The following is a 13530-nucleotide window of genomic DNA, read 5'->3' as shown; positions in this document are numbered from 1 at the left end:
CCGATCACGACGCAGGTAACTGATCGAGATCATAAGTCCATCCCCTCTGCCGACGAATTGCATGCTGAACGCCGATGAACGGCCAAAGTCACAAACCAGATGGCCATTTACCTGGATTTCCCATGCTTACCCTGATCGCCGCACTGGTGCTGACGGCCACTCACATGCTGGCCGGCAGACTGAGCAAACTCCACCAGTTACCGCGTAGCCGCTGGCTATCCGCAGCCGGCGGCGTCGCCGTTGCTTACGTCTTCGTCCACCTGCTCCCCGAGCTGGCCGACGGGCAGAGGGTGATGGAGGATAGCGGGTTTCACCCGCTGCGCTACCTGGAGCACCATGCCTATCTGCTGGCACTGGTCGGCCTGGTCTGCTTCTACGGGCTCGAGCGGCTGATCAAGCAGCACCGCGACGAGCGGCCTGAAGGTGCACCCTCCCACGCGGGCGTGTTCTGGCTGCACATAGGTGCGTTTGCCGGCTACAACGCACTGATCGGCCATATCCTCGCCAACCGTGATTCCGGTCAGGCGCTGGAACTGGTCTGGTACACCGTGGCCATGTCGCTGCACTTCATGGTCAACGATGTGGCCCTTCAGCATGATCACCAGGACCTGTTTGCCCGACGCGGCCGCTGGATCCTGGCGGGGGCAACCCTGATCGGCTGGGCGTTCGGCTCGGTCATCGAACTCTCGGAGCTGGGTGTGTCGGCCGTAACCGCCTTCATTGCCGGCGCGATCATCCTCAACGTCCTGAAGGAGGAGCTGCCGACGGAAAGGAACAGCCGATTCGGGGCATTCCTGCTCGGGTCGCTCGGCTACTCCTTCCTCCTATTGTTGATGTAGCCGAGCCTACCGCGCCTGTGTTCCTCTCCTGGGCCTGCGCATCAAACGATAGGCGGCCGGGATGACGAACAGCGACAGCAGCGGCGCACTCAGCATGCCGCCGACCATCGGTGCCGCGATGCGGCTCATCACTTCGCTGCCGGTGCCCGCTCCCAGCAGGATCGGCAAAAGACCGGCGACAATCACTGCAACGGTCATCGCCTTCGGGCGTACCCGCTGCACCGCACCTTCGCGGATTGCTTCGCACAGCGCGGCCTCGCCGGTCAGCCCGTCGCGCTGCTGATCGACCCAGGCGTTCTTCAGATATAGCAGCATGATCACGCCGAATTCCGCAGCGACTCCCGCCAGTGCGATGAAGCCGACGCCGGTGGCCACCGACAGGTTGTAATCCATCAGATAGAGAAACCAGACGCCGCCAGTCAGCGCGAACGGCAGGGTCAGCATGATCAGCACCGCCTCATCCATCCGGCCAAAGGTCAGGTACAACAGGAAGAAAATGATCAGCAACGTCGCGGGCACCACCAGCTTGAGGCGCTCGTTGGCGCGCTCGAGAAACTCGAACTGTCCCGAGTAGGCCAGGCTCATGCCGGGCAGCAGACTGACTTCGCTGCTGACCGCATCGCGCAGATCGGCGACGACCGACGCGATATCCCGGCCGCGCACGTCGACGTAAACCCAACCCGCCAGCCGCGCATTCTCGCTGCGCAGCATCGGCGGACCGTCGCTTATGCGCACTCGCGCCACACTGCCCAGGGTGATCTGGCTGCCCCGCGGCGTGAGGATCGGTAGCTGCTCCAGCCGCTGGGGGGTATCGCGCCATTCACGAGGATAGCGAACGCTGATCGGATATCGCGCAAGGCCCTCAATGGTCTCACCGACGGTTTCGCCACCGATGGCGCTGGAAACGATGGACTGCACATCGGCGATGTTCAGCCCATAGCGGGCGGCATCCTGACGATCGATATCGATATCGACGTAACGCCCGCCGACCAGGCGCTCGGCCAGCGCCGAACTGACACCCGGCACCTTTCTGGCAACGGCCTCGACCTGCTGGCTGACACGGTCGATCTCCTCCAGATTGGCGCCGGCGATCTTCACGCCGATCGGGCTCTTGATGCCGGTGGCAAGCATGTCGATGCGATTGCGGATCGGCGGGATCCAGATATTGGTCAGGCCTGGCACCTGCACAGCCCGGTCCAGCTCGTCGATCAGCTTTTCCGGCGTCATGCCGGCACGCCACTCCCGACGCGGTTTGAAGCGGATGGTGGTTTCGAACATCTCCAGCGGTGCCGGATCGGTCGCCGACTCGGCGCGGCCGGCCTTGCCGAACACGGTTTCGACTTCCGGAACCGTGCGGATCATGCGGTCAGTCTGTTGCAACAGCTGCGCGGCTTTCTGTGCTGACAGCCCTGGCAGTGCCGAAGGCATATAGAGCAGATCACCCTCGTCCATCGGTGGCAGGAACTCCCCACCCAAGCGTGACATCGGCCACAGCGTGGTAGCCAGGATCAACACGGCTACGCCAATGGTCGATTTCGGGTGATCCAGCACCGCATTCAGCGCAGGGCGGTAGACCCGTATCAACCCGCGGTTGAGCGGATTGCGCGACTCGTCCGGCAGCTTGCCGCGAATCCAGTAGCCCATCAGCACCGGCACAAGGGTCACCGAAAGCCCCGCCGCTGCGGCCATGGCATAGGTCTTGGTAAAGGCCAGCGGGCCGAACAAACGGCCTTCCTGCGCTTCGAGGGTGAACACCGGAATGAACGACAGGGTGATGATCAGCAGACAGAAGAACAGCGCCGGGCCGACCTCCTGCGCTGCGCTGGTCATGACCTGCCAGTGCTCTTCACCCTCCAGCTCCTTGCCCGGATTGGCGTGGCGCCAGGCCTCGGCCTTCTTGTGCGCGTTCTCGATCATCACCACCGCCGCGTCGACCATCGCACCGATGGCGATGGCAATGCCGCCCAGCGACATGATGTTGGCATTGATGCCCTGGTAACGCATCACGGCGAAGGCGATCAATATGCCGATGGGCAGCGAGACGATCGCCACCAGCGACGAGCGCAGGTGCCAGAGGAAGATGCCGCACACCAGTGCGACGACGACGAATTCCTCCAGCAGCTTGAAGCTGAGGTTGTCCACCGCGCGGTCGATCAGCTCGCTGCGGTCGTAAGTGGTGACGATTTCGACACCCTCGGGCAGGCTGCTTTTCAGCTCTTCGAGCTTGGCGTGCACGGCGGCCAGGGTTTCCCGCGCGTTCTTGCCGCTGCGCAGGATCACCACCCCGCCGACCGTTTCCCCATCCCCGTCGAGCTCAGCAATGCCCCGACGCATTTCCGGGCCGAGCTGGATATGCGCCACATCGCCCAGCGTGACCGGCACGCCCCTGGCGCTCAGCTGCAGTGGAATCTGGCGAAAATCCTCGAGCGTCTGCAGGTAGCCGGAGGCGCGGACCATGTATTCGGTTTCGGCCAATTCGAGTACTGCGCCGCCAGTTTCCTGGTTGGCCATGCCGATGGCCTCGATGACCTGCGCCTGAGTGACGGCAAGGCTGGCCATCTTCAGTGGGTCGAGCACGACCTGGTACTGCTTGACCATGCCACCGATGGTCGCCACCTCGGCCACGTTGGGCAGCGTGATGAGTTCGTACTTGAGGAACCAGTCCTGCAGACTGCGTAGTTGCGCGAGATCGTGCGTGCCGCTGCGGTCGACCAGCGCGTACTGGTAGATCCAGCCCACACCGGTGGCATCCGGCCCAAGGGATGGCTTGGCACCGGCCGGCAGCCGGCTCTGCACCTGACTCAGGTACTCCAGCACCCGCGAACGCGCCCAGTAGAGATCGGTACCGTCCTCGAACAGCACATAGACGAAGCTGTCGCCGAAGAACGAATAGCCGCGCACCGTCTTTGCCCCAGGCACCGAAAGCATGGTGGTGGTCAGTGGATAGGTCACCTGGTTCTCGACGATCTGCGGCGCCTGCCCCGGATAGGGCGTGCGGATGATCACCTGCACGTCCGACAGGTCAGGCAGCGCGTCGATCGGCGTGGTACGCACTGCCCAGATGCCCACGGCAGTCATCAGCAATGTCGCCATCAGCACCAGGAACCGATTGAGGACGGACCAGCGAATCAGCGCGGCGATCATGGCTGCTTCTCCAGCGGTTGAATTCGCTCGACCAGCAGGCCCGCATCGGTTTCCCGAACGGCGAAACGGACCCGGTCTTCGACCTCGATGTCCTGCAGCAATGCCGCATCGGCCACCGCGAACGCCATGGTCATGCCGGGCATGCCAAGCGTGTGGAATGGGCCGTGTGCGATCTTCACGCGGGCATCGGCGAGCGCCATGACGCGGCCTTCGGATTCATGCAGCACCGGTGCCGGCTGAGCATGGTCGTGCTGCACATCCCTGGCCGCGGGCGTCGCGACGATGCCGCGCAGGCTGGCTTCGGAGTCCAGCAGGAACTGGCCGGACGCAACCACCTGCTGGCCTTCCTCCAGGCCGCGGAGGATGACAGTCTGGCTGCCGCTCTCCCGCCCGGTCTCGACTTCCACCGGGCGATAGCGGCCGCCGGGCTCGGCCAGCATCACCAGGCTGCGACGCCCGGTTCGAATGACCGCCTCGCCGGGAATCAGCAGAACCGACGCATCGTCGCCACCGGCCAGGCTGGCCTGAGCCGTCAGCCCGGGCCGCAGCAGTCCGTCCGGATTGGGCAGCTCTACCCGCACACGCAGGGTACGGCTTGCAGCATTGGCTTCCGGCAGCACCGCGGTGATCTCACCCTCGATGAGCTGGCCCGGCAGCGCCGGCAGCCGCGCAGTGGCGCGCTGGCCGACGCGGACACCCTGGCTCTGCGCCTCTGGCACCGCCACTTCCAGCCAGACGCTGTCCAGCCCATTGATCCGCGCGAGCGGCGCACCGGCCGCAAGCGTCATCCCTTCGCGAACATCCAGCTCCTGCAGTACGCCGCCGATCGGGGTGGAAATGGTAATGGACGCGTTGACCTTGCCACTGCGCTCGAGCTGGCTGATGGTCGATGCCGGCATGCCGGCCAGACGCAGGCGCTGCCGTGCGGCCGCCAGCAGCGCTGGTTCGCCGATTCGCCGCAGGGCCAGGTATTCCTCCTGAGCGGCCGACCACTCGGGAATCAGCAGGTCGGCCAGCGCTGCGCCCTTGTCCAGCACATCGCCTGGCGCATGCCGATAGACGCGCTCGACGAACCCGCCGGCTCGAGCCTGAACCAGCGCGACATCACGCGCGTTGTATTCGAGCACGCCGACCGCTTCGATCACATTCACCAGCTGTCCGCGGCTGACGGTTGTCAGGCGAATACCAAGGTTCTGCGTGATGCCGGCATCGATACTGATGGTGGCGACATCGCCGTCCTCATTGGCGTAGCGCGGCACCAGGTCCATATCCATGAACGGTGACTTGCCGGGCTTTTCGAAACGGTGCTGCGGCACCATCGGGTCGTACCAGTACAGCACCTGGGCGTCACTCTCGACCGCGGATGCGACTGGTTCGGAAACCTGGTCATCAGAGCTGGCCAGCCAGTAGCCGGCACCCGCGCCGATCAGCGCCGTCACCCCGGCCAGGGTGACGCTTACGAGAACATTCCGGCTCATCTGGCTTCTCCGTAAGCGAAGTGCAGGCGCGCAGCCGCGACGGCTACCAGACCTTGCAGCTCGATGTGTTCAAGGCGGGTCTCGATCAGCTCGTTGCGCGCTGCCAGCACCGTTTCAAGCTCGCTGGTCCCGGCGCGATAGCCGGCCATGGCCAGCCCCACCTTTTCCTCTCCCAGCGGCAGCAGCACGTCGGCGTTACGTTCAAGAGCGCGCTGCAAACGGTCCAGCTCGGCCAGCTCGACGTCCAGCCGCTCCACGAATTCGCGCGTCATGGCTTCGCGTTCGGCTTCCAGTTGTTCAAGCTCGGCGTAGCGGGCGGCGATCCGCGGGTTCTGCCGCGAGCGCTGAAACACCGGCAGGTCGAAACTGAACTGCAGGTTGACCATGTCGCCGTACTCGCGACCGCGCTTGAGGTAACTGACCTCCCAGCTCCAGTCGACCTGTTTCTCGGCGGTCGCCTCACGGATGCGTGCCTGCGCCACCTGGGTCATCGGCGCATAGGCGGTCAGTTGCGGGTGCTGGCCGACCCGCTGCGCCAGTTGTTCAGGGGCAATCGCCCAGCGCGGCGGTTCGCCGAACAGCGGTCGATTGCCATCGCTGCCAACCCAGCGCACCAGCGCCGCGCGTGCCTGGCGGCGCTGCTGCTCCAGTTCGTCCTGGCGATCAGCCAATAACGCCGCCTGTTGCTTCGCCGCGACGCTGTCGGTCAGCTGCCCTCGCCCGCCGGCGATACGCGCCCGAATTGCTTCGGCGAGCAGGCGGTTCTCCTCGAACAACTGGTCGAACAGCCGAATCTTGCGTTCCACCGCGTGGGTGGCGATCCACGCCTGGGCAGTCGCCAGACGCACCCTGAGGGCTTCCACCTCGCGAGAGGCACCTGCGCGCTGGACAGACGCCTGTGCCGCATCGCTGCGTGCCTTGCGCTTGTCGCGGTTCGGAACTTCCTGCATGAGGCCAACCATGCGCATGGTCATGCCGTCCTCATCGAGGCTCCAGCGCTCGGCGCCTTCAATCGGCACGTTCTGCAGGCCCAGCAGCAGTTTCGGGTCGGGCAGCTCGCCCGCAGCGACGGCTTCGCTACGCGCGGCTTGCAGCCTCAATGCCTCGGCACGTAGCGACGGCGCCTGCTGTTGCGCGAGGTTCAGGGCATCGTCGAATGTCAGCCCGGTGGCTGCGCCGGGCAGGCCGAACGCGGCGACAAAAACCACGCCCGCGAACGGCCGGTATTTCCCTATCAATCGGGAGATCATGGATTGGATTCCTCGGTTTCCTGCATACCGCAACGGCATGCCTACAGCGCCTCAACGCATGAGCGTGGGGCGAGTCAGGTCAGCGATGGAATCAGTAACGCGGAGGGCGCCAGACGTCGGCGTTGGAGCGGGCGGGAAAGAACTCGGGGTAATGAACTGCGAGTTGCGGCAGCGAGGCGGTCAGATGCGGCTGCGCTATGCCCGCCTGCAACATGCTGCCGGTCTTGCACTGGTGGCCGCTTTCACACAGTGGATTGCCCTCGTGCGAATGCGCATCCTCTTCCTGAGCTTCAGCCTGGTGTGCGAGATGCCCCGAGCTCTCCATGTCGCTTTGCATCTGGCACGATTCTGCGCTCTGTTCGAGCGCAGCCATGCTGCTCACGGGGAGCGCGAGGCTGATCAACAGGACGAGTAGCAGACGCAGATGGGCTTTCATGGAGAGGAGTCTAGCCGAGCCGGCGCCCGGTAAAACTTGATCCAGATCGTGTCAGCCCGAATCCTGTCCGCCGCCATTGCCATTGCCATTGCCGTTGGCGTTGGCGGCGAGCAGATGGCTGAGCACCGAACGCATCTTGCCGGGCTTGACCGGTTTGTTCAGCACCGGCACGCCGCAGCCCTGCAGCTGCTGGCGGCACTGGTCGCTGCGATCGGCAGTGATCATCACCACCGGAAGCGCCTGGTTGAAGCGTCCGCGCACCGCGAGCACGACATCCCAGCCGGTCAGCCCGTGATCCAGATGGTAATCGGCGAGGATCGCGTCCGGCGCGACTCCATCCAGCGCCGTCAATGCGCTTTGCTCGTCGGTGGCAGTCACCACCGTGCAGCCCCACTGTTCGAGCAAGGCAGCCATGCTCAGCAGGATGCTCTCCTCATTGTCGATTACCAGCAGGCGCCGCCCAGGCAACGGATCGCCCAGCTGCGGCACGACTGCCGGAGCCGCAACCCGCTCGCGGGGCATCGCTTCGGCCAGCGGCACGTCGATGCTGAACACCGAACCACGCCCCGGTTTCGAGCGCACCAGCACCTGGTAGCCGAGCATGCTGGCGATACGGTCGACGATGGCCAGTCCCAGCCCTACTCCACTGCGTTTCGCGGATCGACCGATCCCGAGCTGGTTGAATTCGAGAAAGATCGACTGCAGCTCCTCCTCAGGGATGCCCCGGCCGGTGTCCCAGACCTCGATACGCAGCGCCCCGGCGCGCATGCGCGCCCCTACCAGCACGCAGCCCTGATCGGTATAACGGCAGGCATTGCTGAGGAAATTTCGCAGAATTCGCGTCAACAGGCGGAAATCGGTCTTGATAGCAACTCGCGGGATGTAGTGCTTCAACTGCAACCCTGCGGCAGCAGCGACCGACTGGAACTCCGACACCAGCGGCAGCAGGACATCGTCCAGCGAATAGATATCGATATCCGGTTTTATCGCGGCCTGATCGAGCTTGGAGATGTCGAGCAGATCGGTCAGCAGGTCTTCGGCACCTTCCAGGGCCTGGTGGGCCCGCTCCACCAGATGCAACTCGTTCTGCGGCAGTTTGCGTTCGCGCAAGGTCGAGATCAGCAGGCGCGCGGCGTTGAGCGGCTGCAGCAGGTCGTGGCTGGCTGCGGCGAGGTACTTGTCCTTGCTCAGGTTGGCAGCTTCCGCCGCATCGCGGGCTTCACGCAGTTCACAGGTGCGCTCGGCGACGCGCTGCTCGAGCTCTTCGTTGAGCTGCAACAGCCGCAACTGCGCCAGTTTGCGCTCGGTCACGTCGGCGACAAAGCCCTCCACCAGACCGTCTTCGTCCGGCTTGAGCAACAGGTTCATGATCACGTAGATGGCGCTGCCGTCCTTTCGGCGCAGGCGCGTCTCGTAGCCGAACAGGCCATGTTGCTGGCTCAGGGTATGGCGGATCTGCCGAAGCTCCTCCTCGCCGCCGATGAATAGATGATGGGACAGATCGGTCAGCGCCCACAGCGCCTCTTCCGGGGTGTCGTAATTGAGCATGCGCGCCAAGGCGGGGTTGGCGGCACGAATACCTTCGTGGATGCTGGCCTGGAAGATGCCGTGCACGGCGTGCTCGAACAGCCATTTGTAGCGATTGCGCTCCCCTTCCAGCTCTTCCAGGCGCGCCACCAGTTCAGGGTAGTGACTCTTGCGTGCGGAATGGCTGCCGAAGCCGAGCAGTTGCGCCAGGGCCTGATGCTGGTCATCAGAGGGCTTCGGCATAGACGACCTCGACGTCCCGCTGCGTCGACGAGCGTGGATTGGTCAGGATGCAGGGGTCCTGCATCGCATGTTGCGACAGGAACGGAATATCGGAAAGGTTCACCCCGTGCAGGCTGAGCGTTTCACGGAAGCCGATCTGCTGCTTGAGATCAATCAGATGCTGCACCAAGCGCTCGCGAACCTGACGGTGATTCAGCCCGCGCGAATCGATGCCCAACGTTTCAGCGACCTTGCGGTAGCGGTCCGGCGAGGCGTCGTAATTGAATGCGACGACATGTTCGACCAGCACGGCGTTGCAAACGCCATGGGGCAGATCGAGATAGCCGCCGAGGCTGTGGGACATGGCATGCACCGCACCGAGGATCGCGTTGGAAAACGCCAGCCCGGCCTGCATGCTGCCGAGCATGATCTGCTCGCGCAGCGCGATATCCGCCGGATTGGCGATCATCTGCGCAAGATTGCCGTTGATCAGTCGCATGGCTTCCAGCGCGTGCGGGTCGGTCAGCGGCCCATGACCAGTCGACACGAATGCCTCGATGGCATGCACCAGCGCGTCAATGCCGGTACAGGCGGAAAGGAACGGGTCCACGCTCAGCGTGGTTTCCGGGTCGATCAGCGAGACATCCGGCACGGCTGCCTTGCTGACGATGGAGAACTTCATCCGCTCTTCCTGGTTGGAAATGATCACGAACTGCGAAACATCCGCCGAGGTCCCGGCAGTCGTTGGAATCAGGATCAGCGGTGGGCTGGGCACGCGCAGCGTATCCACCCCTTCGAATTCATAGATATGGCGCCCATGCGCCGCGACGATGCCGATGCCCTTCGCGCAGTCCATCGGGCTGCCACCGCCTACCGCGACGATCACGTTGCAGCCTTCGCTGCGATACAGCTCGGCGCCGAGCATCACCTCTTCGCAACGGGGATTGGGTGAAACGCCGGTGAACAAGCAGTGTTCGATGTTCTGCCGGTCGAGACTGGCCTGCACGTCAGCCACCCAGCCCGCCTTCACGACGCCGGGGTCGGATACCACCAGCACCTTTCGCGCGCCGAAGTTGGCCGCACAGGTTCCGACACTGTGGCGACAGCCGGCACCGAAGATGATTTCTGGAGAGACGAACTTGCGCTGGAGGCTGATATTCGGGCTCATGACTACGGCCTTTTTTATTTTTTGTAACTAACGGGCGCAAGCCTACTGCATTGATCAGGTAAAGCAATGCGTCAAATGGCTGGCCGCGCCACCCGTACGGCGGAACGCGTCAGAGCAGCTGTTGGTAGAAGCCCAATTCCCCTTGCAGCGCATCCGCAAGGTTGGCTGCCTGTCGAAACCCGTGGCGCTCATCGGGATACAGGCGGTATTCCACCTCAATGCCACGATCACGCAACGCCGCGACCATCGATTCGGTCTGCTCAGGTAGCACCACCGCGTCCTGCCCGCCCTGCAGGAAGATGACCGGCGCACCGATTCGGTCGGCATTGTGCAGAGGGGCGCGCTCCCGAAAGCGCTCCGGCACCTGCTGCGGATCGCCGATCAGCCAGTCGAGGTAATCGCCTTCGAACTTGTGCGTTACCCGCCGCAGCGCCAGCGGATCGCTAACGCCGTACAGACTGGCGCCGCCGCGAAACAGTGCTGTCGCAGCCAGCGCACTCAAGGCCGTGAAGCCACCGGCACTGGAGCCACGGATGAACAAGCGCTGCGGATCGACCGCGCCCTGCTCCACCAATGCCCGTGCGGCCTGGCAGGTGTCTTCCACGTCGACAATGCCCCACTGCTCGCGCAATCGTTGTCGATAGGCCCGCCCGAAGCCGCTGCTCCCGCGATAGTTCACGTCGACCACGGCGAAGCCGCGTTGGGTCCAGTACTGAATGCGTGGATCGAATACCGGATAGCTCGCCGAAGTCGGCCCGCCATGTGCGAATACCACCAGCGGTGGCAAGGCCCCCGGCTCGCCGCGGCAGTTCGCATTGGCGGGTGGGTAAAAGAAAGCATGTGCGACCTCGCCATAGCCGGTCGGAAAGCGCATGGGCTGCGGGCGCGACAGTTGATCGCCGGCCAGCGGCTGCGCTCCGCCGGCGAGAATCTGCACCGCTCCACTGGCCCTTTCGATGGCAAGTACCGCTGGCGCTCGTTCCGGAGCGCCAGCGATACAGAACACGTGGGTCTGGTTGGCGGCCAATTGGCGGCACCGGGTGAAGTCCTCGGCCAGTTGGCGCCGGCTGCCATCGGCAGCGTGCTCGAACAGCCAGCCATAACCATCGACCATATGCGTCAACAACAGGCCGCCACCAGCCAGTGGCAGGTAGCTGGTGGTGCCCAGTTGCCAGGGTGCCGGGGCACAATCGAAGTCCTGTGCCTCGTCCGCCTCGCCGGGCGCCGTCAGCGAATGCCGATGCAGCTGGCCGTCTGCCTCATAGCAAGGCTGCCAGAAACCCAGACGGTCGCTGAGGCAGAACAGCCGGCCGTCGGAGGCGAAGCGTGGCTGTTGCAAGGACTCGCCTCCATCCGTGCCTGCCAGGCATTGCCTGTTGCCCCAACGCTCGTTAGGCAGGCGTTCAGCTGCGCACAGACGCGACGAGGTCCAGGGCTGCTCGGGACGATCCCATTCGATCCAAGCCAGCCGTGCACCGTCCGGACTGAGCACCGCAGCGGCATAGAAGTCGGCGCCCTCCACAACAACGCGACGCGCACCATCGACCATGGAGATACTCACCAGACGATGCACGACGCCAACGGCCTCACGGGATTCCTCCAGCGCCAGAATCGCATCACTGACGGGGTCATGTTGCAGATCGCCATAACGGCGCTCAGGCGCCGCGGTCAGCGCGATTGGCGGCGCGGTCTCGGCATCGGTCAGCTGCAGGTAGATCTGCTGATCTGCCTCGTTGACAAAGGCGATGCCCTGACCGGTCAGACTGAACGCGCCGCCGCCGTATTCATAGACGCGACTGCGTACCGAGAAGCCGTCCGGGGTCAGGCAGCGTGCGCTGCCGGCCTGCCAGAACCACAGCGTGCAGCGCCCTTGAACGGGGTCGTACTCGACCCAGAACAGCCCCCCGTGACCGGCCCGCAGCTCGGCATAGTCCTGGCTGGCGGCCGCGGCGGCCTCGGCGCTCCAGGTGCTGGGCCAGAAACCGTAGGGCAGCACCTCGGCGGATGGGTGAAGCATGGAGGAATCGTTGCGGGGCGATTTCATACCTTGAGGATGAGCTTGGAAGCCTTCTCGTTACGATGCTGCAGCTGATCGAGCCCCAGCGCGCCGTGGTCTGCCTGCTCGCGAGCCGCAAGTATCTTGCCGTGGTGCGCCGATTTGCTGCACACGGGATCGGCATTGGCGGCATCGCCGGTGAGCATGAAGGCCTGGCAACGGCAGCCGCCGAAGTCGCGCTCCTTCTCGTCGCAACTGCGACAGGGTTCGGGCATCCAGTCGTAGCCGCGGAACTTGTTGAAGCCGAAGGAGTGTCGCCAGATGTGCTCGATGCTGTGCTCGCGTACGTTGGGGAATTCAACAGGCAGTTGGCGCGCACTGTGACAAGGCAACGCCGTGCCGTCCGGCGTGATATCGAGAAACAGGTTGCCCCAGCCGTTCATGCAGGCCTTCGGGCGTTCTTCGTAGTAATCGGGCGTCACGAAGATCAGCTTGCACGGATGGTTTTCGGCGGCGAGCTTGTCGCGCCACTCGTTGGTGATGCGCTCGGCACGTACCAACTGTTCCTTGCTCGGCAGCAACCCTGCACGGTTCAGCTCCGCCCAGCCGTAGAACTGGCAGGTGGCGAGTTCGACGAAATCGGCTTCGAGCTCGATGCACAGCCGAATGATCTGGTCGATGTTGTCGATGTTGTGCCGGTGGGTGACGAAGTTGAGCACCATTGGGTAGCCGTGCTTCTTCACCGCTCTGGCCATTTCCAGTTTGTGAGCAAAGGCCTTCTTCGAGCCGGCGAGCAGGTTGTTCACTTCCTCGTCGGCAGCCTGGAAACTGATCTGGATATGGTCCAGGCCGGCCTCGGCGAAGCTGGCGATCTTCTCTTCGGTGAGGCCGATGCCGGAGGTGATCAGGTTGGTGTAATAGCCGAGTCCCCGTGCCGCCTCGATCAACTCGGCCAGGTCTTGGCGCACCAATGGTTCGCCGCCGGAAAAACCCAGCTGGGCCGCGCCCATCTCGCGTGCCTGGCGGAACACCTCGATCCACTCGGCGGTGCTCAGTTCTTCATGACTACGGGCGAAGTCCAGCGGATTGGAGCAGTACGGGCACTGCAACGGGCAACGATAGGTCAGCTCCGCCAGCAGCCAGAGCGGCGGGCCGGGCTCGTAGCCGGGTTTAGCGAAGCTCGATCCAGAACCGTTCAACGGCAACCTCCAGGAACGCAACGATATCTTCTTGAATCCCTTCGGCCTCGGGATAGCGAGCCTGCAGATCGGCAACGATCGCACCGACGCTACGCGTCCCGTCCACTTCGGTCAGCACCGCCGCAGCGCTCTCGTTGAGCTTGATCATGCCTTCCGGGTAGAGCAGCACATGGCAGTTCTGCGCGGGCTCCCACTGGAAGCGGAAACCACGGCGCAACGCTGGAATCTGGGTCAGTTGAATATCGCTCATCATCATTGTCTCGCCAGTGGG

The 13530-nt window shown here is 63.9% G+C and carries 10 protein-coding genes; 1 reads left to right on the top strand and 9 read right to left on the bottom strand.

Going from position 1 to position 13530, the window contains the following annotated elements; genetic code table 11:
- Positions 1 to 122: 122 nt before the first annotated feature.
- Positions 123 to 839, top strand: coding sequence for a hypothetical protein (locus tag CW305_RS08490; protein ID WP_104097635.1), 717 nt, complete (start codon positions 123 to 125; stop codon positions 837 to 839).
- A 6-nt stretch (positions 840 to 845) separates the two neighbouring features.
- Here the strand turns inward: CW305_RS08490 and CW305_RS08485 are convergent, their stop codons facing one another.
- The 9 genes from CW305_RS08485 to pqqD all read right to left on the bottom strand — a co-directional run bounded on the left by CW305_RS08485 (position 846) and on the right by pqqD (position 13509).
- Positions 846 to 3983 (bottom strand): efflux RND transporter permease subunit, encoded by a 3138-nt coding sequence (locus CW305_RS08485; protein WP_104097634.1) that lies wholly within the window; start codon positions 3981 to 3983, stop codon positions 846 to 848.
- Positions 3980 to 5461 (bottom strand): efflux RND transporter periplasmic adaptor subunit, encoded by a 1482-nt coding sequence (locus CW305_RS08480; protein WP_104097633.1) that lies wholly within the window; start codon positions 5459 to 5461, stop codon positions 3980 to 3982. The genes CW305_RS08485 and CW305_RS08480 overlap by 4 nt, the downstream gene beginning before the upstream one ends.
- Positions 5458 to 6711 (bottom strand): TolC family protein, encoded by a 1254-nt coding sequence (locus CW305_RS08475; RefSeq protein WP_104097632.1) that lies wholly within the window; start codon positions 6709 to 6711, stop codon positions 5458 to 5460. The genes CW305_RS08480 and CW305_RS08475 overlap by 4 nt, the downstream gene beginning before the upstream one ends.
- Before the next feature lie 91 nt (positions 6712 to 6802).
- Positions 6803 to 7147, bottom strand: a complete 345-nt coding sequence (locus CW305_RS08470; protein WP_104097631.1) for a hypothetical protein — start codon at positions 7145 to 7147, stop codon at positions 6803 to 6805.
- Between the two features lie 51 nt (positions 7148 to 7198).
- On the bottom strand, positions 7199 to 8917 hold the full coding sequence (locus CW305_RS08465) for a PAS domain-containing hybrid sensor histidine kinase/response regulator (RefSeq protein ID WP_104097630.1): 1719 nt from the start codon (positions 8915 to 8917) through the stop codon (positions 7199 to 7201).
- Positions 8901 to 10064 carry an alcohol dehydrogenase-like regulatory protein ErcA gene (ercA, locus tag CW305_RS08460; RefSeq protein ID WP_104097629.1) on the bottom strand — a complete coding sequence of 388 codons (1164 nt, stop codon included), beginning with the start codon at positions 10062 to 10064 and terminating at the stop codon, positions 8901 to 8903. Before ercA ends, CW305_RS08465 begins: the two co-directional genes overlap by 17 nt.
- 109 nt (positions 10065 to 10173) lie before the next feature.
- Positions 10174 to 12108 carry an alpha/beta hydrolase family protein gene (locus tag CW305_RS08455; protein ID WP_104097628.1) on the bottom strand — a complete coding sequence of 645 codons (1935 nt, stop codon included), beginning with the start codon at positions 12106 to 12108 and terminating at the stop codon, positions 10174 to 10176.
- The gene (gene pqqE, locus CW305_RS08450; protein ID WP_014820270.1) at positions 12105 to 13259 is read right to left on the bottom strand and encodes a pyrroloquinoline quinone biosynthesis protein PqqE; all 1155 of its coding nucleotides are present in this window, start codon (positions 13257 to 13259) and stop codon (positions 12105 to 12107) included. Before pqqE ends, CW305_RS08455 begins: the two co-directional genes overlap by 4 nt.
- Positions 13231 to 13509, bottom strand: coding sequence for a pyrroloquinoline quinone biosynthesis peptide chaperone PqqD (pqqD, locus tag CW305_RS08445; protein ID WP_031298274.1), 279 nt, complete (start codon positions 13507 to 13509; stop codon positions 13231 to 13233). The genes pqqE and pqqD overlap by 29 nt, the downstream gene beginning before the upstream one ends.
- Positions 13510 to 13530: the final 21 nt, after the last annotated feature.

The sequence above is a fragment of the Stutzerimonas kunmingensis genome (genome assembly GCF_002929225.1).
In the GTDB taxonomy this organism is placed as follows: Bacteria; Pseudomonadota; Gammaproteobacteria; order Pseudomonadales; family Pseudomonadaceae; genus Stutzerimonas.
This window is presented reverse-complemented; position numbering and strand designations above follow the sequence as displayed.

What these genes read in the sequence shown, in the direction of transcription:
- CW305_RS08485 (WP_104097634.1), bottom strand. Translation starts at nt 3,983, where the DNA reads ATGATCGCCGCGCTGATTCGCTGGTCCGTCCTCAATCGGTTCCTGGTG.
- CW305_RS08465 (WP_104097630.1), bottom strand. Translation starts at nt 8,917, where the DNA reads ATGCCGAAGCCCTCTGATGACCAGCATCAGGCCCTGGCGCAACTGCTC.
- ercA (WP_104097629.1), bottom strand. Translation starts at nt 10,064, where the DNA reads ATGAGCCCGAATATCAGCCTCCAGCGCAAGTTCGTCTCTCCAGAAATC.
- CW305_RS08470 (WP_104097631.1), bottom strand. Translation starts at nt 7,147, where the DNA reads ATGAAAGCCCATCTGCGTCTGCTACTCGTCCTGTTGATCAGCCTCGCG.
- CW305_RS08455 (WP_104097628.1), bottom strand. Translation starts at nt 12,108, where the DNA reads ATGAAATCGCCCCGCAACGATTCCTCCATGCTTCACCCATCCGCCGAG.
- CW305_RS08480 (WP_104097633.1), bottom strand. Translation starts at nt 5,461, where the DNA reads ATGAGCCGGAATGTTCTCGTAAGCGTCACCCTGGCCGGGGTGACGGCG.
- CW305_RS08475 (WP_104097632.1), bottom strand. Translation starts at nt 6,711, where the DNA reads ATGATCTCCCGATTGATAGGGAAATACCGGCCGTTCGCGGGCGTGGTT.
- pqqD (WP_031298274.1), bottom strand. Translation starts at nt 13,509, where the DNA reads ATGAGCGATATTCAACTGACCCAGATTCCAGCGTTGCGCCGTGGTTTC.
- CW305_RS08490 (WP_104097635.1), top strand. Translation starts at nt 123, where the DNA reads ATGCTTACCCTGATCGCCGCACTGGTGCTGACGGCCACTCACATGCTG.